This window comes from Gaetbulibacter sp. M240, from assembly GCF_043876815.1.
Lineage (GTDB): Bacteria > Bacteroidota > Bacteroidia > Flavobacteriales > Flavobacteriaceae > Gaetbulibacter_A.
This window is the reverse complement of sequence record NZ_JBAWKA010000002.1, coordinates 360,072-384,068: the sequence shown is the minus strand read 5'-3', so window position 1 is coordinate 384,068 and position 23,997 is coordinate 360,072. Positions and strand designations below refer to the sequence as shown.

The following is a 23,997-nucleotide window of genomic DNA, read 5'->3' as shown; positions in this document are numbered from 1 at the left end:
ATTATACCGAACTTTGAATAAACTTTTTATTATGGCAAATACTCCATCAAATATGCTTCCACTAGGAACAAAGGCACCGAAATTCACCTTAAGAGATACGATTTCGAATACCATGTTAAATTTCGAATCTATAAAAGGAAAGCATGGTACTGTTGTGATGTTTATTTGCAACCACTGCCCTTTCGTGCTGCATGTGAATGATGCCTTGGTATCAATCGGGAAGACCTATCAAGATAAACACATTGGCTTTGTAGCTATTTCGAGTAATGATGTTGAAAATTACCCGCAAGATGGTCCTGAAAAAATGACCAAACACGCCAAAAGGGTAGGTTATCCATTCCCTTACCTTTACGATGAAAGTCAGGAGATCGCTAAGGCTTATGATGCTGCGTGTACGCCTGATATTTATGTATTCGACAATGAAGACACTCTGATTTACAGAGGTCAACTAGACGATTCTCGCCCCGGTAACGGGATTCCTGTGACAGGGAAAGATTTGAAACATGCATTGGATTGTTTATTGAATAATAAAGAGAACCAAATGCCGCAAAAGCCCAGTATTGGCTGTAATATAAAGTGGAAAAACTAATACAAATCCAATTGCCAGAATCCTACGTCCAACCAGGTCTCAAATTTATAACCAACTTGTTTTAAGAAGGCCACTTGTTTAAATCCAAATTTTTCGTGAAGTCCCACACTGGCGTCATTAGGCAAGGTTAGCACGCCGAGAACAATATGAAAATTAGCCGCTTTGAGTTGTTTTATGAGTTCTTCGTAAAGTAAACTACCAATCTTTTTACGTTGGGTGTTGTGTTTTACATAAACCGTGGATTCTACCGTAGTATTATAAGCGGGTTTCGGCCGAAATTTACTGCCGTAAGCATAGCCTAAAATTTCACCATCCTCCTCGAAAACTATGAAAGGAAAATCCTGATAGATCTTGGTAAGCTTTTCTGTGAAGGTTTCAAGTGATAAGGGCTCAATATCAAAAGTAGCTGTTGAATTTAATACAAAATAATTATACATCTCCAACAACTCCGGAATGTCTTTCGGTTCAAAAGGTCTGATCATATAAATATTACCAATTACGTCGTTTTAAAAGCGATTCAATATGTGCATAATGATGCTTACTGTGCCAGGCATAAATTCCTGTTAACGTCTTCAAATTAATTTTTTTATTCGTTTCAGGATGAATAAAGCCTGCTTCCAAACTGTCCATGGGAAGTCCCTTTATCAGGTGCACTAATTTCGCATGTAGAGCCCTAAGATACTGCAAGGATATCTCAATTGGAGCTGTTTTAGAATCGAACAATTCTGCCCAATCAGCCTCATTATATGCTTTAATCAAAGGGGTGATTTCAGTTAAGGCCCATTTAAATCTGGTATAACTGTGGTGATGGCTGTCTGCTAGATGATGAATCACCTGCCTAATAGTCCAACCTTCTGGCCTGTAGGGCGTATCCAGTTGCTCCTCAGTCAAAGGTTTTACTAAAGCTTCTAATCGCGCCGGAAAAAATTCCAGGACTTCTACCCAAGCTTTTAAATTAGCGGCGGTAATGGGATCAGGACATTCAAATTGTCCTATTGGATATTTCAATTTTTGTAAGTCCTGTGCTTCCATAATCAAATATAAAAAAAACACCTCCAAAAGAGGTGTTTCCATTATTGTTATTTTTTGAAAATTATATTATTTCACATTCATTAATTCTACATCGAATACTAAATTGGCATCGGGTGGAATAACCCCTCCCGCGCCACGACTTCCGTATCCTAAATGACTTGGAATGACTAGTCGGGCTTTATCACCTACAGACAGTAAACTGATACCTTCATCCCAACCTGGAATAACTTGTCCCACACCCAAAGGAAAATCGATAGGCTGGTTGCGTTTATAGGATGAATCGAATACCGTTCCGTCAGCTAATTGCCCCTTATAGTGAACAGAAACCGTTTTACCCTTTTCTGCTTTTGGACCATTTCCTTTTTGAATGATCTTATATCGCAAGCCACTATCAGTGGAATCAAATCCCGATGCTAATTTATCTAATTCGGCTTCGGCTGCTTTTTTAGCCTCTTCCAAACGTTTTTCACGTGAGCCTTCAAAGGTTCTGAACGCTTCAATAGCATTGAATTTTTCAGCCTGAGCACCATTTCGAATGATCTCAAGACTTTCTATAATATCACCTTGTGCGATCGCATCCACGACCTCCTGACCTTCTACTACCTTACCAAAAACAGTATGCTTATTATCTAGCCAAGGCGTTTCAATATGAGTGATGAAAAACTGACTTCCATTTGTTCCAGGGCCGGCATTGGCCATTGATAAAACTCCAGGACCATCATGTTTTAATTCCGAATGGAATTCATCATCAAACTGATACCCAGGATTTCCGGTGCCCGTACCTTGTGGACATCCTCCCTGAATCATAAAATCAGGAATTACCCTATGAAATTTTAAACCATCATAATAGGGTTTTCCCTGAGGTTTAGCCGAGTTCTCTAAATTACCTTCAGCCAAAGCTACAAAGTTTCCAACTGTGCCTGGTGTTTTTTCAAATTCCAGATTTACAAGGATCTCTCCTTTTGAAGTATTGAATTTTGCGTATAATCCGTCTGCCATAATTCTATTTTTTTTAAGCCCTGCAAATATAGAAAACAAAGTTTTAAGATTACGCTTTCTAATATTAAGGATTTCTTAAAATAAAAGGAAAAATAAAAAATTTAATAAGCTAAGATATTGAAGATTCGAAAGTATGCTAATTAGCAACTTCACTTATAAATTTGATGCGGTACAAGCGTAGTTCCTCATCGTCGTAATCGCCATCAAATTCTTCCATTGCAGCTTCAATACTATCGGACTGGGATTCCATAAAATAATCATGAATTTCTTCCTGCTGATCTTCATCTAAAATTTCATCGATCCAATAATTTATATTCAGTTTGGTACCGGAGTATACAATAGCTTCCATTTCTTTAATAAACTCGTCCATGCTCATACCTTTTGACGAAGCAATATCATCTAATGGCAATTTTCTGTCGACGTTTTGAATGATAAATAATTTATTCGCAGAATTACTACCTGTAGATTTGACTACCAGATCATCCGGTCTTATAATGTCATTATCGGCCACATATTGACTTATCAGATTCACAAAATCTTTCCCGTATTTTTTGGCTTTTCCGTCTCCAACACCATGAACATTGGCTAATTCGGATATATTTGTTGGATATTTTAAGGCCATATCTTCCAAAGAAGGATCCTGAAATATAACGAAGGGGGGGACACCCAGCTTTTTAGCATTCTTTTTACGCAAATCCTTCAGCATACCCATTAAGGTTTCATCCACAACAGCGCCACCTCCTTTAGCTGCAGTTATTACGGCATCATCATTTAGTTCGTCGTACACATGATCTTCAGTCATCATAAAAGAACTTGGACTCTTTAAGAATGCTTTTCCGGCAGATTTTAATTTAATAACACCGTAGGTTTCAATATCTTTTTTAAGCAATCCGGCCACTAAAGCTTGTCTAACCAAGGCCATCCAATAGGTTTTTTCTTTGTCTTTACCACGGCCAAAAAAAGGTTGCTCATTGGTTTTATGTGAATTGATCATGGCATTTTCTTTCCCGATAATAACATTCACAAGATCCTTGGCTTTGTATTTTTCATTCGTTTTGGCAATGGTATCTAGGACAACTATAACATCATCCTTGGCTTCGTGTTTCTTTTTTGGATGACGCACATTATCATCCATGGCCCCACCCTCACCGGTTTCATTATCAAATTCCTCACCAAAATAATGAAGAATAAACTTTCTTCGTGATATCGATGTTTCCGCGAAAGCGACCACTTCCTGTAATAAAGCGTGCCCGATCTCTTGCTCTGCAACAGGTTTACCGGACATGAATTTCTCTAGTTTTTCGATGTCTTTATATGCGTAAAAAGCCAAACAATGTCCTTCTCCACCATCACGACCAGCTCTACCGGTTTCCTGATAATAACTTTCAATACTTTTTGGAATATCATGATGAATGACAAAACGAACATCAGGTTTATCGATTCCCATACCAAAGGCGATGGTAGCAACAACAACATCAACATCTTCCATAAGGAACATATCTTGATAACTCGATCTTGATTTGGCATCCAATCCCGCATGGTAGGGTACCGCTTTAATTCCATTCACTTGAAGTACCTGCGCCAATTCTTCAACACGCTTTCGGCTCAGGCAATAAACAATTCCTGATTTCCCTTCGTTCTGTTTAATGAACCGAATAATATCAGCATCGACGTTTTTGGTTTTCGGACGAATTTCATAATACAAATTAGGCCTGTTAAACGAGGCCTTAAAGGTATTAGCTCCTGTAATACCAAGGTTTTTTATAATATCTTCCTGAACTTTTGGGGTTGCGGTTGCCGTTAATCCGATAATTGGAATGTCATCACCTATACGACCAATGATATGCCTAAGGTTTCGGTATTCGGGCCGGAAGTCATGACCCCATTCACTTATACAATGCGCCTCGTCGATGGCCATAAACGAAATTTTTACAGAGCGTAAAAATTCAACATTCTCCTCTTTGGTTAAGGATTCAGGAGCCACATAAAGCAATTTGGTAACTCCGTTCTTAATATCCTCTTTAACACGTTTGACCTCTGTTTTATTTAAGGATGAATTTAGTACGTGAGCAACACCTTCCTCATTCGAAAGGCCTCGAATGGCATCAACCTGATTTTTCATTAGTGCTATGAGCGGAGATACCACAATTGCGGTTCCTTCCTGCATGAGCGCCGGTAACTGATAACAAAGAGATTTGCCTCCGCCGGTAGGCATGATAACGAAGGTATGATGTTTATTTAAAATACTTTCTATAACAGATTCCTGAAGACCTTTGAATTTATCGAATCCAAAATATTTCTTCAGTGCAGTTTGTAAGTCACTTTTAGCTATCAAGATTAATTCTTTTTTACATTTTGAGGTAGCTATCTAAAGATTAAATTTAAATAGTACAATAAGATATCCCTCATCTTTTTTTTCGTTAGTTTTGTAACGAAATTCAAATTACAACAAAAATTTAATTTCATTATCTCTAAAGATAAAAAATTCTTTAGAAGCATCAAATTAAAAATAAAGGACATTTTGAATAGTAATAATTCAATTATTGAGAAGGCCAAACAAACCATTGCCTTGCAGAGTGAGGCTATTTTTAATTTAACCCATCGCGTTGATGCCGATTTTGCCGAGGCTGTTGAACTTATATATAATTCAAAAGGTCGCGTGATCATAACGGGCATTGGAAAAAGTGCCATTATCGCCAACAAAATAGTGGCCACCCTTAACTCAACAGGCACTCCAGCCATATTTATGCATGCTGCTGATGCCATTCACGGTGATCTGGGATTGATCTTGGAAGATGATGTGGTTATTTGCATCTCAAAAAGCGGTAATACCCCGGAAATAAAAGTCCTGATTCCTTTAATAAAAAGTGCACATAATAAAATTATTGCTATCACCGGTAATAAAGGATCTTATTTAGGTGAACAAGCCGATTTTATTTTAGATGCCTATGTTGAAAAAGAAGCTTGCCCAAATAATTTAGCCCCAACAACAAGTACCACGGCACAATTAGTAATCGGAGATGCTTTGGCTATTTGCTTACTAGATCTTCGAGGATTTTCAAGTCGGGATTTTGCCAAATATCATCCAGGCGGAGCTTTAGGTAAAAAATTGTATTTACGTGTAGAAGATATATCATCAGTAAATCAAAAACCTCAGGTGGTTGCCTCCACCTCCATTAAAGACGTTATTATTGAAATCACCGAAAAAATGTTGGGGGTTACGGCTGTTGTGGATGATCAAAAAATTGTTGGTATCATTACGGATGGGGACCTACGTCGTATGCTTTCTAAGGTCGATGACTTTTCAAAATTAACAGCCAAAGACATAATGAGTGCCAATCCCAAACGAATTGACACGCAAGCTATGGCTGTTGATGCTCTGGAAACTATGGAGTCCCACGATATTTCTCAACTCCTAGTTGAAAAAAATGGAAAATATGCCGGAGTGGTACATTTACATGATCTAATAAAAGAAGGAATAATCTAATGGCAAAAAAGAATGTGAATGAGATGTCATTTCTGGATCATCTCGAGGATTTACGTTGGCATTTGATCAGAATTGTAATGGCCGTGGTAATTGTAGCTACATTTGCCTTTATTTTTAGCCGTTTCATCTTTCAGGATATTGTTTTCGCTCCGATCTATATGGATTTCCCAACCTATCACTATTTGTGCGAAATAGCACAATTATTGAAAATAGACTCTACATTTTGTAATGAGGAAATGCCGCTTATCATACAAAACAGAACCATGGCAGGGCAATTCTCAGCCGATATTTGGACTGCTATTCTAGGTGGTTTCCTGATCTCCTTCCCTTACATCATTTATGAGCTTTGGAAATTTATAAGTCCGGGATTACATGAGAACGAACGAAAGCATTCACGAGGGTTCATTATCATTTCATCTCTGTTATTTTTCGTGGGTGTTCTTTTTGGTTATTATGTGATTACACCGTTATCTATTAACTTTTTAGCTAATTATAGTATATCTGATCTCGTTGAGAACCAAATTGATATTTCCTCATTTATTGGTTTAGTGCGATCTTCTGTGTTGGCTGCAGGTTTGGTTTTCGAGCTCCCGATCATTATCTACTTTTTAACCAAAGTTGGTTTGATTACTCCTCAAATATTGAAAAAATATCGAAAATATGCTTTAGTTCTGGTATTGGTACTTTCTGCCATCATTACCCCTCCGGATATCGCCAGTCAGGTTATTGTAGCTATTCCAATCTTAATTTTATACCAAGTAAGTATCTATATTTCCAGAATTGTGGTTCGAAATCAAAAAAGAAAAGCAAAATAATATGTCAGACATCATAAACGAATTTAATGCCTACCGCTCTAAAATGAACGCGGAAATTATGGCTGATAACAATAAAATTATCAAGCGCATTTTTAATTTAGATACTAATGCTTATGCACCGGGTGCTTTGGATGTTAAAACCAAAGAGTTATTGGGTTTGGTAGCCTCAACCGTTCTCCGATGCGATGATTGCGTGAAATATCATTTAGAGTCCAGCTATAAAGCTGGTTTAAGCAAAGCTGAAGTTGTTGAAGCCCTCAGTATTGCTACTTTAGTAGGTGGCACTATTGTTATCCCACATTTACGTCGTGCATATGAATTCTGGGATGCTCTGGAAAATCAGGAATAAAAAACACAAATTATGTGTTTCATCCTTGAATCGCATATGATTTTACTATTTTTAGCGTTCAGATACTAGATTATGATTTTAGAAGCCAAAAATTTAATGAAGTCCTACAGCGGGCGTAAAGTGGTTAAAGATGTTTCACTTAAAGTGGAACAAGGTGAAATTGTTGGTCTTTTAGGGCCCAATGGTGCCGGTAAAACAACTTCTTTTTACATGATCGTAGGTCTTATAAAGCCTAACGGCGGAAATATATATCTGGACCAAACGAATATCACAAAGTACCCAATGTACAAACGGGCTCAAAACGGCATTGGTTATTTAGCTCAAGAAGCATCCGTATTTCGAAAATTAAGCATCGAAGATAATATTCTAAGTGTACTTCAAATGACCAAACTCAGTAAAAAAGAGCAACGCATGAAAATGGAGTCCTTGATTGAAGAATTTGGTCTTGGACACATCCGAAAAAACCGTGGCGACCTTTTATCTGGTGGTGAGCGTCGAAGAACTGAAATTGCCAGAGCTTTGGCTACAGATCCGAATTTTATTCTATTAGATGAACCCTTTGCCGGTGTAGACCCTGTTGCAGTTGAGGATATTCAACGTATCGTAGCACAGCTTACCAAAAAGAACATCGGGATACTGATTACAGATCACAATGTTCAGGAAACTTTGGCGATTACTGATAGAACCTACCTTATGTTTGAGGGAAATATTCTGAAAGCAGGTGAACCTGAAGAACTGGCCAACGATGAAATGGTACGAAAGGTTTACCTCGGGCAGAATTTCGAATTACGAAAAAAGAAAATTAGGGATTAACAGGTCGTTCTTACTTTTTTTTGGAAAATTTACCTATAATTTTCTTGAACCCACTGACTAAACCAAAACAACAAATTCCGATAGTTAGACCAAAAATGGCATCGCGTAAAAACTCTGGAATGCTTTCTAGGGTATGATGTAATAAATCGATGTTGTGACTAAAAATTCCTCCTGATACGAGCACCAAGGCAATAGTTCCGATTACGGATAAACTCTTAATTAACTTGGGCAACGCACGAATCAAAAAGTTCCCAAAAAAGTTTAAAAAACCTTTAGAACCATTGCTGAGTCGAACAAGCTTGTAGCCTAGGTCATCCATTCTAACAATTAAAGCCACAATACCATAAACACCAACCGTTGCTATTAAAGCTACCACAGACACCACAAGAATTTGAAACAGTAATGGCTCTTCAATTACAGTGCCTAAAGCAATGATTACGATCTCAATTGATAAGATAAAATCGGTTATTACTGCCGATCTTATTTTTTCCTTCTCGAGTAATAATCGCTCCTCTTTAGGCAAAGCTTCTACTATTGGTACAGAAGCTATTTCATGTGGAAAGAAGAACTCAAATATTTTTTCAGCAGCTTCGTAAGCCAAATACAAAGCACCAAGTACGAGTATCACTTTAATCGCACTACTCGCAAAAGCACTCAATAAAAAAGCAATAGGCAAAATAATTACCTTGTTCTTGAAGGAGCCTTTAGTTATCGCCCATAAAACAGGCAACTCTCTAGACGCCACAAATCCCGTGGCTTTCTCAGCATTTACCGCGAGATCATCCCCTAAGATAGCAGCGGTTTTTTTAGTACTAATTTTACTCATCACTACCACATCGTCCATCAAGGTGGCAATATCATCAAGTAAAGCAAAAAATCCTGAAGCCATGTAAAATCTATGAAATTTTCTTTTGATCTAAAGCCGATAAACCAAGATACATAAAGATGATTACCGGAATAGCAGCAAATTGCAATACAATGATCATAATTAAACTTAGAATTAAAAAGATGTATCGCACTTCGTTCCCTTTAAAAGCATAGTTTTTAAATTTTAAAGCGAATAATTTCATGTTCGCATTAAGTAAAAAACTACTCAATAAGGTGATTACAATTAAAAAACCTTTATTCAAAATAATGGCATTAATGTTATCGTTTTCCTGAAATTCCAATATCAAAGGTAATGATATAATAAGCAAATTATTTGCAGGTGTAGGGAGCCCCTTGAAAAAATTTTGTTGCTCGTCGTCGAGATTAAAGCGTGCCAACCTAACAGCGGATGCCAATGTTATGGAAAAACCTAAAAGTGGCAACCATTCTACTTCAAAACCTGACAGTTTCACATTGGATCCCCATTGCGGAAAAACATCCTGAAAGAAGGAATTATTTGTAGTTAAGGCCAGCATTTTATACATAACCAAACCAGGAACTATACCACTGGTAACCATATCAGCCAAGGAATCCAACTGCAGTCCAAATTCGCTAGTAACCTTCAATTTTCGAGCTGCAAAACCATCAAAAAAGTCGAGAAGAATACCCAAAAACACAAATTGAGCGGCACCAACATAATTATTATTTACAACGTATAATACAGCAATGCTTCCACATAGTAAATTTAAAAGTGTTAGACCACTGGGGATATATTTTTTCATAAAAAGGAATTTCATCTTGTAAAAATAAGAAACAATTTTTCTCCACCGCAATATCTATACGATTTTGCAGTTTTAAAGCTAGTAAATTATATGCATCTTTGTAAAAAAAACCAAGCGATTGAAATCTTACATTACGGCATTATTTCTACTTTGTTTTTTTCTGGGAGCTAGTCAGACTACCAGAAAATATTCAAATGCATTTATGGATATTGGTGTGGGCGCAAGAGCTCTGGGCATGAGCAGTGCTGTTACTGCGAATACGGCAGATGTAAATGCGGGCTACTGGAATCCTGCCGGGCTCGTAAATATAGAAGATAACCAATTAGCTTTGATGCATTCCAGTTATTTCGCTAACATCGCTAATTACGACTATGTCGCATTCGCCATGCCTTTAGATAATGAAAGTGCTATTGGTATTTCTCTTATTCGGTTTGGGGTTGATGACATCCTAAATACCACACAGCTTATAGATGCACAGGGGAATATTAATTACGACAGAATCAGTTTATTTTCCACAGCAGATTATGGCATCACCTTTTCCTATGCACGTAAACTACCCATTGAGGGCCTTAATTACGGTGTTAATGCTAAAGTGATCCGCAGAATAATTGGTGATTTCGCCTCTTCCTGGGGTTTTGGTTTGGATGCAGGTATTCAGTTTGAAACACAAAGCAACTGGAAGTTTGGGATTATGGCGCGCGATATCACCACAACCTATAATTCTTGGGCTATCGACGAAACCCAGTTTTCCACCATCAGTAATGCAGTGGCAGGTCAAAATCAGGAGTTACCGGAAACCACGGAAATAACGATTCCTAAATTACAAATAGGGGTTTCAAAACTAATTGCATTCAACCCTGATTATAACTTATTATTAGCCACGAATTTAAATATGCGATTCGAGCAAACAAACGATGTTATTTCTTCTTCTTTCGCAAGTATCAGTCCGGCTTTAGGCTTTGAATTCGGTTATCTGGAAATGATTCATTTACGTGCCGGTTTGGGTAATTTCCAAAATGAACTACAATTTGACAATAGTCAACAACTAACCTTTCAACCCAGTTTTGGAGTAGGCTTCCAATATCAAGGCATCGCCATTGATTACGCTTTTACAGATATTGGCGACCAAAGTGTGGCTTTATACTCGAACGTGTTTTCTTTAAAGCTTGATTTTAGTATCTTTCGGTAATTAATTTTTTATGAAAAAATCACTTTTTTTTCTACTTTTATTCACCCTCATTCAAGTAGGAACTGCACAAGAAATAACATTATCCAATCAGGCGAAAATCAGTGTCTTAACCATTGCTCCGGGATCATCCCTAAATGATGCTTTCGGACACAACGCTTTCCGGGTTAAGGATCCTGTTAATTTTTTGGATGTTACCTATGATTTTGGGCGTTATGATTTTGATGCGCCTAATTTCTATTTGAATTTTGCCCGTGGAAAATTGAATTACTCCATTGGCAAAGAAGATTACAACACCTTCCTAAGCTATTATATTCGAACAAATCGGACGGTACGTGAACAGGTTTTAAATTTATCGCAGACCAATAAACAGCGATTATATAACGATCTGGTTATTAACAATAAACCTGAGAACAGGGAATATCTTTATGATTTTTTCTATAATAATTGTGCTACAAAAATTAAAGATCTGGTTAATAATACGTTTCCTTACCAGGTAAAATATCATGAGCCCGATGATTTTGAACCGAAAACCTTTCGGGCGTTGATCCATGATAAAGTCGGACTGAATACCTGGGGTAGTCTGGGGATTGATATCGCTTTAGGAAGTGTTATCGATATTAAGGCCACGCCCGTACAACATATGTTCTTACCAAGTTATATTTATAGATTTTTTACTGAGGCAACCATACCGGGCGATCAACCTTTGGTAACTAGTAGTGAGGTTATTTTTCAGGAAAAAAAGGTGAAAGCAGCCAATACTTTTTTTACGAGTCCACTATTTATTTTTGGTCTTCTAGGTTCGTTCGTTCTTTTTATCACCTATCAGGATTCAAAAACCGGAAATAGATCAAAGTGGCTCGATTTTATTTTGTTTGCACTAACAGGCCTAGTAGGTATTGGAATTCTATTACTTTGGTTTGCCACTGATCATTCTGCAACACATCAAAATTATAATTTATTGTGGGGTTTTGCACTGAATATTTTGATGTTGAGTGTGATCCTTCGTGAAAAAATAAAGCCCTGGTTTCGAAGCTACGTGAAGTTTTTAATTATCATACTTTGCTTGTTAATTTTGCATTGGCTTATTGGCGTACAAGTATTTGCGGTTGGTCTTATACCTTTATTAGTGGCATTATTTGTACGTTATATATATTTGGTTCGCCATTTAAAATCACCACGATAGCTCACTTAATAAACAATTAATTTGTTAGGAAAGCCTTTGTTAGTACTTCGTTATTTAGCACTTTTTGTCTCATATTTGTAAAAAAATTTCGTTTGAATTATTTAACGGTTGAAAATATCACAAAATCCTACGGGGAACTGGTTTTATTCGAAAACCTGTCGTTTAGCATCCATAAGGATCAAAAGATCGCCTTTGTAGCTAAGAACGGTACGGGTAAAACGTCCATTTTGAATATTTTATCGGGTGATGATCAACCAGACGCCGGTAATGTTATTTACCGTAAGGGCATTAAAGTATCATTTTTATCACAAGACCCTAAATTTGATTCGGACCTCACGGTTGAAGAAGCTATTTTTGCGAGTGATAATCCGATTTTAAAGGTTATTCAAACCTACGAAAAGGCGCTTGAAAACCCCGAAGACACAGCAGGGTATCAAAAAGCGTTCGAAGCTATGGAACGCCATCAGGCCTGGGACTTTGAGACCTTATATAAGCAGATTCTGTTTAAACTCAAACTCGATGATTTAGACCAATTGGTGGGCACTCTTTCCGGAGGTCAGAAAAAGCGTTTAGCCCTTGCTAATGCCTTGATCACGAAACCTGATTTATTGATTTTAGATGAGCCTACAAACCATTTGGATCTGGAGATGATCGAATGGCTTGAAGACTTTTTTGCTAAAGAAAACTTAACGCTTTTTATGGTAACACACGACCGTTATTTTCTGGAACGCGTTTGTAACGAGATCATAGAATTGGATGGTGGTGAATTGTATACTTACAAAGGAAATTATGCTTACTATTTGGAGCAACGTGATGCCCGGATAGAACGTGAAGCGGTAGAGACCGGAAAAGCAAAACAATTGTTTAAAAAAGAATTGGATTGGATGCGGCGCCAGCCAAAGGCACGAACTACGAAATCGAAATCGCGTATTGATGATTTTGCAGACATCAAGCATCGGGCCCATCAGCGACGAAAAGACCACCAAGTTGAGCTTGAGCTGAACATGGAACGCTTGGGTAGTAAGATCGTTGAATGTCATAACATTTCTAAATCCTTCGGGGACAAACCTATTTTAGAACACTTTGATTACACGTTTAAAAAAGGGGAACGCATTGGTATAATAGGCAAGAACGGCACCGGAAAAACCTCATTTTTAAATATACTAACAACAGCCATAACCCCCGATAGCGGAAAAGTGGTAGTTGGAGAAACAGTTAAATTCGGTTATTATACCCAGAGCGGCATTGCGGTAAAACCCGGTCAGAAAGTAATTGATGTGATTCGGGAATTTGGCGACTATATTCCTTTGAAAAAAGGACGTCAGATCAGTGCGCAGCAATTACTGGAACGCTTTTTATTCAGTCGAAAAAAACAATACGATTATGTTGAAAAACTAAGTGGCGGGGAACGTAAACGCCTTTATCTGTGTACCGTATTGATACAAAACCCGAATTTTTTGATTCTGGATGAGCCTACCAACGATCTGGATATTGTGACCTTAAATGTATTGGAAAGCTTTTTGCTGGATTTTCCCGGTTGTATCATCGTAGTATCCCACGACCGTTATTTTATGGATAAAGTTGTTGATCATCTTTTTGTATTTAAAGGTGAAGGCGTTGTAGAGGATTTTCCCGGAAATTATACAGATTATAGGGTTTATGAAGATAGTATACCTCAAGAGTCATCCAAAGAAAACTTTGAAAAAACACCAGATTCTGTGGTTGAAAATGAAGCTTCAAAACTCTCCTATAATGAAGAAAAGGAACTCAGAAATATTGAAAGTAAATTAAATTCCTTAGCTTTTGATAAGAAGACTTTGGAAGAAAAATTTAATGATCCGGAGCTAACGCAAGATCAAATTAACGAACTCTCACAGAAATTACAGGATATTCTTGATACCATAGAAGCGAAAGAGTCACGTTGGTTCGAATTATCGACAAAACTGGAAGAATGATACATGAGTTTTAAAGGTTGGAAGTACATAAAATTTCTTTTGAAGGCCACCAATCAACATGGTGTGCACTCCCCTTTTGTCTATGACCTGGTTACGAAATGCTTTTATGATAAGGCCTGGTACGGAGATTACAAAGAATTAGAAATAATCCGAAAGGATAATCTCTCAAAGAAAAAAAGTAGGTTGTTGTATCGTGTCGTTAAATACTTTAAACCTAACTCGGTAGTGGTGTTTGGTAAAAAAAAGGACGCTATAAACAATACAATTTTACTGGCTAAGCCTGAGGCCAAAATTATGAATGAGGATGATTGGCCGGACTACGAGGTAGTTAAACCCTTTGACATTGTATATTTTAATAGTGCTGACAAAGCTGATTATTTAAAGGCTTTAGTGTATTTACTGGAAACCACAACCAAAGACACTGTATGGATCTTTAACAACATTCATAGAAGCGAAGACTTTTCCGAGGTTTGGAAAACCATAAAACGCCACAAGAGCGTTAGGATGACCATCGACCTGTTTTTCTGGGGTATGGTGTTTTTCAGGAGGGAGCAGGCTAAGGAGCATTTTAGAATTCGGGTGTGATTGATGAGATTACTTTGCTTTGCTCGCAATGACGAATCCTTTCTCATTACAAAATTAAATACAGGGGTGTCATTCAGAAGGAACGACGTGACTGAAGAATCTATGTGGTCATTCTATTGAGATTCTTCGCTTTCGCTCTGAATGACAAAAGAATTCCTTTGAATAGATTGCTTCGCTTTGCTCGCAATGACTATATTCCATGAATGACAACGCGAGAAACCTTTTAAAGTCTTCCAAAAAACCGTTACCTTGCAGTATAACTGACTTATCGCTAAAAAAAGAATTAAAAACGCATGAAAATTTACACAAAAACTGGAGATGCAGGAACCACGGCTTTATTTGGTGGTACGCGTGTATCGAAACATCATATAAGAATTGAAAGCTATGGTACCCTTGACGAGTTGAACTCGCATTTGGGCTTATTACGTGATCAGGAAATTAATTCTGATTATAAGGACGTGCTTATTGATATTCAGAATAAGTTATTCACTATTGGTGCCATTATGGCTACCGACCCTGAAAAAGCCATTTTAAAGAGCGGAAAAGAACGTTTGAATATCGAAAAAATTTCAACTGCAGATATTGAGCGTTTGGAAGCTGAAATGGACAGCATGAACACTGAACTTCCGGAGATGACACATTTTGTGCTTCCTGGAGGGCACCAAACGGTGTCATTCTGTCACATTGCCCGTTGCGTTTGCCGCCGGGCCGAGCGCTTGGCAGTGGCTTTATATGATTTGGAACCTTTTGAAGCGAATGCTTTGAAGTACTTAAACCGCCTTTCTGACTATCTTTTTGTGTTGGCACGGAAGTTGTCTCATGACTTGCAAGCTGATGAAGTTAAGTGGATTCCGGAGAAAAAATAAGATGAAGGGAAGCACTTAAATTTGCGTTAGGGATTGAAGCTAGCTACCGTGTAGCGCGGAAAGCCCGACCCGCAGGGAAACGCCCAAATTATAAAGATGGAGTTTGCTTGATTTCAGAGGTTTAGTATAAAAAATACGCAGGTTCTTGGTATTATTGATAAATATTTCATTTTTTTCTTGGATGTTAAGCTGAAAAATATATTTTTGCACAAAATTTAAAACCTATAAGTTATGTATTGGACGTTAGAATTAGCATCGTATTTGAGTGATGCGCCCTGGCCAGCGACGAAGGATGAATTGATAGATTATGCGATTAGAACTGGAGCGCCTTTAGAGGTTGTTGAAAATTTACAGTCGATTGAGGATGAAGGTGATTCTTACGATTCTATCGAAGAAATCTGGTCTGACTATCCAACTGACGAGGATTATCTTTGGAATGAAGATGAATATTAGAAAAGCATAAAGAATAGTTAAAAAGTCTCGGTTAGAGGCTTTTTTTTTGTCTTAATCTTTAAATAACACTTTTCATAATGTATCTTTGATATCACTTAACACTGCATAAAAAATAAACCATAAATAATAGGTTTGTTCTACGACTTACAAACAAACCTTGTAAAATAAAAACACATGAGTTTTTTAAATTCTGTACTAAAAGTATTTGTTGGAGATAAATCTAAACAAGATGTAAAAGCTATAACCCCTATAGTTGAAGATATTAAAGCTTTTGAAGCTAGGCTTGAAGCCCTGTCACATGACGAATTACGAGCGAAAACGGCTGAATTTAAAGAGAAGATTAAAGAAGCTAATGCGGAAATAGATGCTAAAATAACTGATCTTTTAAAGCGTGCCGATGACACGGAAGATATTGATGAACGGGAAGAGTTTTACGAGGAAATTGATAAACTGAAAGATGACGCTTACGACATAACAGAAGGCGTTTTGAATGATATTTTACCGGAAGCCTTTGCGGTAATGAAAGAAACGGCTAAACGTTTTGTAAATAACACCTCGATACCTGTTACGGCCAATGAATTTGATCGTAGTTTATCTGGGGAGAAAGAGTATATCACTCTAGATGGTGAAAAAGCCGTTTGGGCTAATTCGTGGGATGCTGCCGGAAAACCGGTTACCTGGGATATGGTACACTATGATGTGCAACTTATTGGCGGTATTGCCATGCATCAGGGAAAAATTGCTGAAATGCAAACTGGTGAGGGTAAAACATTAGTGGCTACACTACCTGTTTATTTGAACGCCCTTTCTGGCAAAGGCGTGCACCTAGTAACGGTTAACGATTACCTAGCTAAACGTGACAGTGCTTGGATGGCACCATTATTTGAGTTTCACGGCCTAAGCGTAGATTGTATTGATTACCACCAACCAAACTCGGCGGCTCGTAAAAAAGCGTATAATGCTGATATTACCTATGGTACCAATAATGAATTTGGTTTCGATTATCTAAGGGATAATATGGCGCATGCACCAGATGATCTGGTTCAACGTCCGCACCACTACGCGATCGTGGATGAGGTAGACTCGGTGTTAATTGATGACGCACGTACACCCTTAATCATTTCTGGACCAATACCAAAAGGAGATCACCATGAGTTTAATGAATTAAAGCCCAAAGTAGAGGATATCGTTGCAGTGCAACGTAAATACCTTACAGGGGTTTTAGCCGAGGCTAAAAAATTAATTACCGAAGGCGATAGCAAAGAAGGTGGTTTTAAACTTTTACAGGTATTCCGTGGTATTCCGAAAAACAAAGCTCTGATCAAGTTTTTATCCGAAGAAGGTGTAAAACTGTTATTACAGAAAACTGAGAACTTTTACATGCAGGACAATAATCGTGAAATGCCGAGAGTTGATGCTGATCTTTACTATGTCATTGATGAAAAAAATAATCAGATCGAATTAACGGATAAAGGTGTAGAGTATTTATCTGGTAAGGACAATCCTGACTTTTTTATCATGCCTGAAATTGGAGTTGAAATTGCCAAGATCGAGGAGAAAAATTTATCGTCAGAGGAAGAGGCTAATCTGAAAGAAGAACTATTTAAGGAATTCGGTGTAAAATCGGAACGTATCCACACCCTGAACCAGTTACTAAAAGCCTACGCCTTATTTGAAAAGGATACCCAGTATGTGGTGATGGAAAATAAGGTTATGATCGTGGATGAACAAACCGGTCGTATTATGGAAGGTCGCCGTTATAGTGACGGTTTGCATCAAGCCATCGAGGCGAAAGAAAATGTAAAGATCGAAGATGCTACGCAAACATTTGCAACGGTAACATTACAGAATTACTTCAGAATGTACCGTAAACTATCCGGTATGACCGGTACTGCGGTTACTGAGGCTGGAGAGTTCTGGGAGATCTATGAACTGGATGTTGTGGAAATTCCAACCAATCGTCCTATTGCCCGTGATGACCGAGATGATCTGGTATACAAAACCAAACGTGAAAAATATAACGCCGTTATAGACGAGGTAACGACATTATCTCAAGCCGGTCGACCTGTATTGATCGGAACAACTTCTGTTGAGATCTCCGAGTTATTAAGTAAGATGTTGAACATTCGTAAGATCAATCATAACGTTTTGAATGCGAAACAACATAAACGCGAGGCGAATATCGTTGCTGAAGCCGGACATCCCGGACAGGTAACAATTGCGACTAACATGGCCGGTCGTGGTACAGATATTAAATTATCTGATGAAGTTAAAAAAGCCGGTGGTTTGGCCATTGTAGGTACAGAGCGTCATGACTCACGTCGTGTAGACCGTCAGTTACGAGGTCGTGCCGGACGTCAGGGTGACCCTGGAAGTTCACAGTTCTACGTATCTTTAGAAGATAATCTGATGCGTTTATTTGGTAGCGAGCGTATTGCTAAAATGATGGACCGAATGGGCTTAAAAGAAGGTGAAGTGATCCAACATTCTATGATTTCCAAATCTATAGAACGGGCTCAGAAAAAAGTTGAAGAAAATAACTTTGGGGTTCGTAAGCGATTGTTAGAATATGACGATGTGATGAACGCCCAACGTGAGGTTGTGTATAAACGTCGTCGTCACGCCTTGCACGGAGAACGATTAAGCGTGGATCTGGCGAACATGATCTTCGATACATCCGAGAATATTTCTGAAACGAATAAAGCCGCAGGCGATTATAAGAATTTCGAATTCGAGTTGATCCGTTATTTTTCAATGAGTGCTCCGGTTACAGAGGAAGAATTCAATAAACTATCCGAGCAAGAATTAGCAGCCAAGGTTTACAAGGCTGCCTTTACACACTACAAGGATAAAATGAAGCGTAATGCTGATCTGGCCTTCCCTGTGATCAAAAATGTATTTGAAAATCAAAGTGATAAATTCAAACGAATCGTAGTTCCTTTTACAGATGGTGTGAAGACTTTAAATGTGGTTACCGACCTACAAAAAGCTTATGAAACCAACGGTAAACAATTGATCACAGATTTTGAAAAGAATATAACGCTTGCCATAATTGATGACGCCTGGAAGACGCATTTAAGAAAAATGGATGAACTGAAACAATCAGTACAGCTAGCCGTTCACGAGCAAAAAGACCCTTTATTGATCTATAAATTTGAAGCTTTTGAATTGTTCAAATCAATGATGGATGCCGTAAATAAAGATGTAATTTCATTCTTATTTAAAGGTGAATTACCTCAAGAAACGCAAAACACCATTCAGGAGGCCCGACAAACTCGAAGAAAGGAAAACCTAAAAACTCAAAAAGACGAAATACCAAATCTAGATGAGCGTTCTGCACAAAATCGTGCTGCGGGAAACAGACAGCGTCAGCACGAGGTTGTAGAAACCATTGTAAGAGATCGTCCGAAAATTGGAAGAAACGATAGGGTGACCATCAAGCACGTGTTAAATGGTGAAAATAAAACCTTGAAATATAAACAAGCAGAACCCCTAATCAATAAAGGAGATTGGGTTTTGGTTGACGAGGCATAGTTTATTATAACTCATACATAACCGAAAAATACATTTTACTGGTTGCCAATAAATTAAAAATCCCGATACCCTATCGGGATTTTTTTTATTACATTTAAAGACGTTTCACTATTATTTTTATGGAATGATCATCATTATGGGCGTTAGCGGTTGCGGAAAAACGACAGTAGGCAAAGCCCTATCTAGGAAAACTAATATCCCTTTTTTTGATGCTGATGATTTTCATCCGCAAAAGAATATTGAAAAAATGAAACACAATATTCCCTTGAATGATTATGATCGTAAACCTTGGTTGGATTCCTTGGCTGATAACATGGTAACCTGGGAAAAAGAAGGCGGATCTATTTTAGCGTGCTCTGCCTTAAAAGAATCGTATCGGAAAATACTAGGATCGAAACTAAAGCAAATTCATTGGGTTTATTTGTATGCGCCTTTCGAAGTAATCCAATCGCGGCTTGAAGATCGCCCGGAACATTATATGAAATCTGATTTATTACGATCTCAGTTTGAGACCTTAGAACCACCTGAATATGGTTTACATCTCTCTACTGAGGAAACTCTTGAAGACATTGTAAAACATATCATCACATATTTTTCATTGAAATGAACGTATCAGCATTTGGTCTTATTGGTTTAGGTGTTATGGGAAAAAGTCTCAGCTTGAACATTGCTGAAAAAGGATTTACCCTTTCAGTTTACAATCGTACTGAGGGCGACGAGGCCCATGTGGTAGATGATTTTATAAATGATACGGAGACCTTTGATTCTATCTCCGGTTTCAAAAATATGGAAGATTTTATTCGCTCTCTGGAAAGTCCGAGGAAAATATTGATCATGGTAAAGTCCGGACCGCCGGTAGATGCTGTTATCAGCCAATTAAAACCCCTACTAGATCCCGGTGATATTATTATAGACGGAGGGAACTCCTATTTTAAAGATACTCAAGAACGTTATGAAGCCTTGAAAAAAGAAGGTTTTAATTTTATCGGCTGTGGCATTTCAGGTGGAGAAGAAGGCGCACGAACAGGACCATCTTTAATGCCCGGTGGATCGGCTGAAGCTTACTCTAAAGTAAAAACTATTTTAGAAGCCATTGCAGCTAAAGATGCACAGCAGCAACCTTGCTGCACACATATCGGTTCAGGGGCAGCAGGTCATTTTGTAAAAATGATCCATAATGGCATCGAATATGCTGAAATGCAACTGCTAGCAGAATTGTATGCATTGCTCCGACCCTTTTACAACAATCAAGCTATTTCAGATCTGTTTTCCCAATGGCAGCAAACCAGATCAGGAAGTTTTTTATTGGATATCAGCTCTAAAATCCTGATAACAAAAGAAGGCAACACATATATATTAGATCGCATTTTGGACAAGGCCGGAAATAAAGGTACCGGAAGCTGGTCTAGTGAGACTGCCTTAGACCTCGGGCAACCTTCTACAATGATGACCTCAGCTGTTTTCTCTCGTTATATTTCCGCTTTAAAAGAAAAACGTGTTGATCTTAGAAAGCGCTTCAATAATCAAACGGAAAGTACCCAAGAACCTGACTTACAAAGCTTAGAGAAAGCTTATTATTTTGCGCGACTCATTAATCATTATCAAGGTTTTGAATTGATCAAGGAAGCCGCAAAGCTTTACGGTTGGAATATCAATCTTGCCGAATTAGCCAGGAGCTGGACAAGGGGTTGCATTATTCAATCAGAACTGATGTCAAAAATAGCCATCTGGTTTCAGTCGGGAGATGACCTGATTAAAAATGATACTGTTTTTGAACATCTTAAATCCAATGAACCGGCAGTTTTAGATTTGATTCAAAACGGACTGGCGAACAGGGTCCCTGTAGACTGTTTTTATCAGGCCTATCATTTCTGGATCGCAATAACCACTGAAAACCTATCGGCAAATCTCATTCAGGCGCAAAGGGATTATTTTGGTGCTCATTTATATCAACGAAATGACACACAAAATTCAAAATTCTATCACACCAACTGGCTAGACTCATGATCGACTTCACGCTTATTTCCGCAGTAATTATCGGTATAGCCGTGTTATTGATACTCGTATTAAAATTTAAAATTCAGGCTTTTATAGCACTACTCATAGCAAGTATTTCTGTTGGAATTATTGCCGGGATGGCACCAAGTACCATTATCAAAACTATGCAGGAAGGCATGGGCAATACGCTAGGTTTTGTGGCGCTGGTTGTAGGTTTGGGTGCTATATTCGGAGCTATCCTAGAACATTCAGGTGGCGCAGAAGCTTTGGCGCATTATTTACTGCATAAATTTGGAGACAAACGTGCCTCATGGGCTTTAATGCTCACTGGTTTTTTAGTGGCTATTCCAGTGTTTTTTGATGTCGCTTTTATACTGCTGGTTCCTCTAATTTACTCTATTCAACGCCAAACAAAAAAATCACTTTTACTTTATGCTATTCCTTTGCTAGCCGGTTTGGCCATAACTCATGCTTTTATACCGCCTACACCAGGTCCTGTAGCTGTAGCTGATATTTTAAAAGCGGATTTAGGCTGGGTCATATTATTTGGCTTTATTGTAGGAGTCCCAACGGCTATGATTAGTGGTCCACTTTTCGGAAAATATATTGCCAAAAAAATTCATATTAATGCACCAGAATTACAAGCTGAAAAGAAGTCAACAAATTCCTATCCAGCCGTTTGGCTAGTGGTTTCAATTATTGGAATTCCTATTGTTTTAATTATTGGCAATACCCTTCTTAATAGTCCGTTATTAAATCACTTAAATATCTCAGAAAGTGTAAAGTCCTGGTTAAAAATGATTGGCCATCCTTTTACTGCTCTAATCATAGCTAATTTAATGGCTTGGTATGTGCTAGGTATCAGACGAAAAACCAGTAAAGCGGTTTTACTTAAAATAAGTACAGCTTCCATGGGACCCGCCGGGGTTATCATATTACTGACAGGTGCCGGTGGCGTATTTAAACAAATGCTAATCAATACAAAAACAGGAGAAATGCTGGCGAATTATTTTGCGGATAAAGGCGTTAGTATTTTATTATTTGCTTTTTTAGCAGCAGTACTGGTTCGGATATTACAGGGATCCTCTACAGTAGCCATGATTACTTCTGCCGGTTTAACAGCACCATTATTAATGCCGGAGACGGGACCTTTGTACACTGCTATATTAGTAATCGCTATCGCCTCAGGAGCATCCATCATGTCGCATGTAAATGATAGTGGCTTTTGGTTAGTAAGTAAATATTTAGGACTCACAGAAAAACAGACTTTTAAAAGCTGGACCATAATGACTACCATTTTATCCTTAGTAGGATTTAGTGTCGTTTTAATGATTTCTGTTTTTCTGTAGTTCAAAATGTGATGGATTAACTGTTTAGATTCTACAGAAGCCATATTTTACAATAGGAAAAGAAGAATAAAATCATTGTAAAATCAAAAATTTTGATGGCTCAAGAACAAAATAGAATAATTTTAAGGTGGTAACCTTTGAAGGAGAGAGTACAACTGTAAATTAAAAATTAAAATGGAAAAGTATTTAGACGCATTTTTTAATGCCTTCACAGGTACGGTGAATTGGACCTGGAAATCTATAATTTTTGAAGTGCCTTGGTATACAAACTTCTTTTGGGGACTTATCGCAATTTCACTTTTTGTGTGGATATTAGAAATTTTATTTCCTTGGAGAAAAGAACAGTCTATATTTAGACGTGATTTTTGGTTGGATGCATTTTATATGTTTTTTAACTTCTTTATTTTCTCAATAGTCATTAGCGGGGTTTATAAAATTTTAGGCTTGCTATTTTCTGAAGTAAATTTAACAGCAAAAAGTTTAGCCCTTATAGATATCTCAAATTGGACGCCTTGGGCACAATTAGCAGTATTCTTTATTATTTTAGACTTTGTACAATGGTTTACGCATGTATTATTACACAAATACCCCTTTTTATGGAAGTTTCATAAAGTTCATCACAGTGTGAAAGAAATGGGTTTTGCCGCTCATTTAAGATACCATTGGATGGAAAATATTTTATATAAACCCCTGAAAACTTTTGGGGTTATGATTATTGGTGGTTTTGAACCGGAACAAGCTTACATAGTTCATTTTATCGCTATTACAATAGGACACCTTAATCACTCTAATATTAAAATTACATGGGGTCCTTTAAAATATATATTTAATAACCCGGTTATGCACTTATATCATCATGCCTATGAATTACCTGAAGGAAAATATGGGGTTAATTACGGGATCAGTTTAAGTTTATGGGATTATATTTTTAAAACGAATTACATTCCTGAGGACAGTGGTAAAATAGAGATTGGTTTTAAAGGAGATGATAAATTCCCGAAAGACTTTATACATCAAAACCTTTATGGTTTTAAAAAGGGACAGAACTAGTCTAAAAAGCCATTTCAAAGTGTTTTAAAACTAAAAAAGTTTAAATAATTGAGGCCAATAAAAAAGCATGAATTTTTACGTTCATGCTTTTTTATTTTATGC

Annotated in this window: 22 protein-coding genes; 16 read left to right on the top strand and 6 right to left on the bottom strand. The window is 37.6% G+C overall.

From position 1 onward, the window contains the following. Positions 1-31 precede the first annotated feature (31 nt). Positions 32-589: a thioredoxin family protein gene (locus V8G61_RS07255; RefSeq protein WP_394874852.1), complete on the top strand. Its 558-nt coding sequence runs from the start codon at positions 32-34 to the stop codon at positions 587-589. Here V8G61_RS07255 and V8G61_RS07250 read toward each other — a convergent pair. The 4 genes from V8G61_RS07250 to V8G61_RS07235 all read right to left on the bottom strand — a co-directional run bounded on the left by V8G61_RS07250 (position 586) and on the right by V8G61_RS07235 (position 4,958). Then, positions 586-1,071, bottom strand: a complete 486-nt coding sequence (locus V8G61_RS07250; protein ID WP_394874851.1) for a GNAT family N-acetyltransferase — start codon at positions 1,069-1,071, stop codon at positions 586-588. The two genes, V8G61_RS07255 and V8G61_RS07250, sit on opposite strands and share 4 nt — an antisense overlap. 7 nt (positions 1,072-1,078) lie before the next feature. Further along, positions 1,079-1,663: a YfiT family bacillithiol transferase gene (locus V8G61_RS07245; RefSeq protein ID WP_394874850.1), complete on the bottom strand. Its 585-nt coding sequence runs from the start codon at positions 1,661-1,663 to the stop codon at positions 1,079-1,081. Between the two features lie 24 nt (positions 1,664-1,687). Then, the gene (locus V8G61_RS07240) at positions 1,688-2,620 is read right to left on the bottom strand and encodes a peptidylprolyl isomerase (RefSeq protein ID WP_394874849.1); all 933 of its coding nucleotides are present in this window, start codon (positions 2,618-2,620) and stop codon (positions 1,688-1,690) included. 136 nt (positions 2,621-2,756) lie between these two features. Continuing rightward, positions 2,757-4,958 carry a RecQ family ATP-dependent DNA helicase gene (locus V8G61_RS07235; RefSeq protein ID WP_394875299.1) on the bottom strand — a complete coding sequence of 734 codons (2,202 nt, stop codon included), beginning with the start codon at positions 4,956-4,958 and terminating at the stop codon, positions 2,757-2,759. 183 nt (positions 4,959-5,141) lie between these two features. Between V8G61_RS07235 and V8G61_RS07230 the strand changes: the two genes are divergently transcribed. From V8G61_RS07230 to lptB, 4 genes are all read left to right on the top strand, one after another. Further along, on the top strand, positions 5,142-6,107 hold the full coding sequence (locus tag V8G61_RS07230) for an SIS domain-containing protein (RefSeq protein ID WP_394874848.1): 966 nt from the start codon (positions 5,142-5,144) through the stop codon (positions 6,105-6,107). Then, the gene (tatC, locus tag V8G61_RS07225) at positions 6,107-6,922 is read left to right on the top strand and encodes a twin-arginine translocase subunit TatC (protein ID WP_394874847.1); all 816 of its coding nucleotides are present in this window, start codon (positions 6,107-6,109) and stop codon (positions 6,920-6,922) included. The genes V8G61_RS07230 and tatC overlap by 1 nt, the downstream gene beginning before the upstream one ends. 1 nt (position 6,923) lies before the next feature. Next, positions 6,924-7,271 (top strand): carboxymuconolactone decarboxylase family protein, encoded by a 348-nt coding sequence (locus V8G61_RS07220; RefSeq protein WP_394874846.1) that lies wholly within the window; start codon positions 6,924-6,926, stop codon positions 7,269-7,271. 72 nt (positions 7,272-7,343) lie between these two features. Beyond that, entirely contained in the window at positions 7,344-8,084 is a 741-nt protein-coding gene (gene lptB, locus V8G61_RS07215) for an LPS export ABC transporter ATP-binding protein (RefSeq protein ID WP_394874845.1), read from the top strand. Positions 8,085-8,094: 10 nt separating this feature from the next. Here the strand turns inward: lptB and V8G61_RS07210 are convergent, their stop codons facing one another. Together V8G61_RS07210 and V8G61_RS07205 are read right to left on the bottom strand one after the other, a co-directional pair. Further along, complete coding sequence (locus V8G61_RS07210) at positions 8,095-8,973, bottom strand: DUF808 domain-containing protein (protein WP_394874844.1); 879 nt, start codon at positions 8,971-8,973, stop codon at positions 8,095-8,097. 7 nt (positions 8,974-8,980) lie between these two features. After that, positions 8,981-9,733, bottom strand: coding sequence for a CDP-alcohol phosphatidyltransferase family protein (locus tag V8G61_RS07205; RefSeq protein WP_394874843.1), 753 nt, complete (start codon positions 9,731-9,733; stop codon positions 8,981-8,983). A 202-nt stretch (positions 9,734-9,935) separates the two neighbouring features. On the opposite strand from V8G61_RS07205, the gene V8G61_RS07200 reads away from it, so the two are divergent. The 11 genes from V8G61_RS07200 (at position 9,936) to V8G61_RS07150 (ending at position 23,895) form a co-directional block, all read left to right on the top strand. Beyond that, complete coding sequence (locus tag V8G61_RS07200; protein ID WP_394875298.1) at positions 9,936-10,922, top strand: PorV/PorQ family protein; 987 nt, start codon at positions 9,936-9,938, stop codon at positions 10,920-10,922. Positions 10,923-10,932: 10 nt separating this feature from the next. Continuing rightward, positions 10,933-12,105 carry a DUF4105 domain-containing protein gene (locus V8G61_RS07195; RefSeq protein WP_394874841.1) on the top strand — a complete coding sequence of 391 codons (1,173 nt, stop codon included), beginning with the start codon at positions 10,933-10,935 and terminating at the stop codon, positions 12,103-12,105. Positions 12,106-12,197: 92 nt separating this feature from the next. Beyond that, the gene (locus V8G61_RS07190) at positions 12,198-14,060 is read left to right on the top strand and encodes an ABC-F family ATP-binding cassette domain-containing protein (protein WP_394874840.1); all 1,863 of its coding nucleotides are present in this window, start codon (positions 12,198-12,200) and stop codon (positions 14,058-14,060) included. Positions 14,061-14,063: 3 nt separating this feature from the next. Further along, positions 14,064-14,645, top strand: a complete 582-nt coding sequence (locus tag V8G61_RS07185; RefSeq protein WP_394874839.1) for a hypothetical protein — start codon at positions 14,064-14,066, stop codon at positions 14,643-14,645. Positions 14,646-14,938: 293 nt separating this feature from the next. Continuing rightward, positions 14,939-15,511: a cob(I)yrinic acid a,c-diamide adenosyltransferase gene (locus tag V8G61_RS07180; RefSeq protein ID WP_394874838.1), complete on the top strand. Its 573-nt coding sequence runs from the start codon at positions 14,939-14,941 to the stop codon at positions 15,509-15,511. A 231-nt stretch (positions 15,512-15,742) separates the two neighbouring features. Continuing rightward, positions 15,743-15,964 carry a DUF2795 domain-containing protein gene (locus V8G61_RS07175; protein ID WP_019387375.1) on the top strand — a complete coding sequence of 74 codons (222 nt, stop codon included), beginning with the start codon at positions 15,743-15,745 and terminating at the stop codon, positions 15,962-15,964. A gap of 174 nt (positions 15,965-16,138) precedes the next feature. Beyond that, positions 16,139-19,498, top strand: coding sequence for a preprotein translocase subunit SecA (gene secA, locus V8G61_RS07170; protein WP_394874837.1), 3,360 nt, complete (start codon positions 16,139-16,141; stop codon positions 19,496-19,498). A gap of 124 nt (positions 19,499-19,622) precedes the next feature. Beyond that, entirely contained in the window at positions 19,623-20,105 is a 483-nt protein-coding gene (locus V8G61_RS07165) for a gluconokinase (protein ID WP_394874836.1), read from the top strand. Next, positions 20,102-21,505, top strand: coding sequence for a decarboxylating NADP(+)-dependent phosphogluconate dehydrogenase (gene gnd / locus V8G61_RS07160; RefSeq protein WP_394874835.1), 1,404 nt, complete (start codon positions 20,102-20,104; stop codon positions 21,503-21,505). The genes V8G61_RS07165 and gnd overlap by 4 nt, the downstream gene beginning before the upstream one ends. Further along, the gene (locus V8G61_RS07155) at positions 21,502-22,845 is read left to right on the top strand and encodes a GntP family permease (protein WP_394874834.1); all 1,344 of its coding nucleotides are present in this window, start codon (positions 21,502-21,504) and stop codon (positions 22,843-22,845) included. Before gnd ends, V8G61_RS07155 begins: the two co-directional genes overlap by 4 nt. Before the next feature lie 174 nt (positions 22,846-23,019). Beyond that, positions 23,020-23,895 carry a sterol desaturase family protein gene (locus tag V8G61_RS07150; protein ID WP_394874833.1) on the top strand — a complete coding sequence of 292 codons (876 nt, stop codon included), beginning with the start codon at positions 23,020-23,022 and terminating at the stop codon, positions 23,893-23,895. The last annotated feature ends 102 nt before the right edge of the window (positions 23,896-23,997 follow it).

Coding starts and splice junctions, on each gene's coding strand:
- V8G61_RS07255 (WP_394874852.1), top strand. CDS start 32: ATGGCAAATACTCCATCAAATATGCTTCCACTAGGAACAAAGGCACCG.
- V8G61_RS07250 (WP_394874851.1), bottom strand. CDS start 1,071: ATGATCAGACCTTTTGAACCGAAAGACATTCCGGAGTTGTTGGAGATG.
- V8G61_RS07245 (WP_394874850.1), bottom strand. CDS start 1,663: ATGGAAACACCTCTTTTGGAGGTGTTTTTTTTATATTTGATTATGGAA.
- V8G61_RS07240 (WP_394874849.1), bottom strand. CDS start 2,620: ATGGCAGACGGATTATACGCAAAATTCAATACTTCAAAAGGAGAGATC.
- tatC (WP_394874847.1), top strand. CDS start 6,107: ATGGCAAAAAAGAATGTGAATGAGATGTCATTTCTGGATCATCTCGAG.
- V8G61_RS07220 (WP_394874846.1), top strand. CDS start 6,924: ATGTCAGACATCATAAACGAATTTAATGCCTACCGCTCTAAAATGAAC.
- lptB (WP_394874845.1), top strand. CDS start 7,344: ATGATTTTAGAAGCCAAAAATTTAATGAAGTCCTACAGCGGGCGTAAA.
- V8G61_RS07210 (WP_394874844.1), bottom strand. CDS start 8,973: ATGGCTTCAGGATTTTTTGCTTTACTTGATGATATTGCCACCTTGATG.
- V8G61_RS07205 (WP_394874843.1), bottom strand. CDS start 9,733: ATGAAAAAATATATCCCCAGTGGTCTAACACTTTTAAATTTACTATGT.
- V8G61_RS07200 (WP_394875298.1), top strand. CDS start 9,936: ATGGATATTGGTGTGGGCGCAAGAGCTCTGGGCATGAGCAGTGCTGTT.
- V8G61_RS07195 (WP_394874841.1), top strand. CDS start 10,933: ATGAAAAAATCACTTTTTTTTCTACTTTTATTCACCCTCATTCAAGTA.
- V8G61_RS07185 (WP_394874839.1), top strand. CDS start 14,064: ATGAGTTTTAAAGGTTGGAAGTACATAAAATTTCTTTTGAAGGCCACC.
- V8G61_RS07180 (WP_394874838.1), top strand. CDS start 14,939: ATGAAAATTTACACAAAAACTGGAGATGCAGGAACCACGGCTTTATTT.
- V8G61_RS07175 (WP_019387375.1), top strand. CDS start 15,743: ATGTATTGGACGTTAGAATTAGCATCGTATTTGAGTGATGCGCCCTGG.
- secA (WP_394874837.1), top strand. CDS start 16,139: ATGAGTTTTTTAAATTCTGTACTAAAAGTATTTGTTGGAGATAAATCT.
- V8G61_RS07165 (WP_394874836.1), top strand. CDS start 19,623: ATGATCATCATTATGGGCGTTAGCGGTTGCGGAAAAACGACAGTAGGC.
- gnd (WP_394874835.1), top strand. CDS start 20,102: ATGAACGTATCAGCATTTGGTCTTATTGGTTTAGGTGTTATGGGAAAA.
- V8G61_RS07155 (WP_394874834.1), top strand. CDS start 21,502: ATGATCGACTTCACGCTTATTTCCGCAGTAATTATCGGTATAGCCGTG.
- V8G61_RS07150 (WP_394874833.1), top strand. CDS start 23,020: ATGGAAAAGTATTTAGACGCATTTTTTAATGCCTTCACAGGTACGGTG.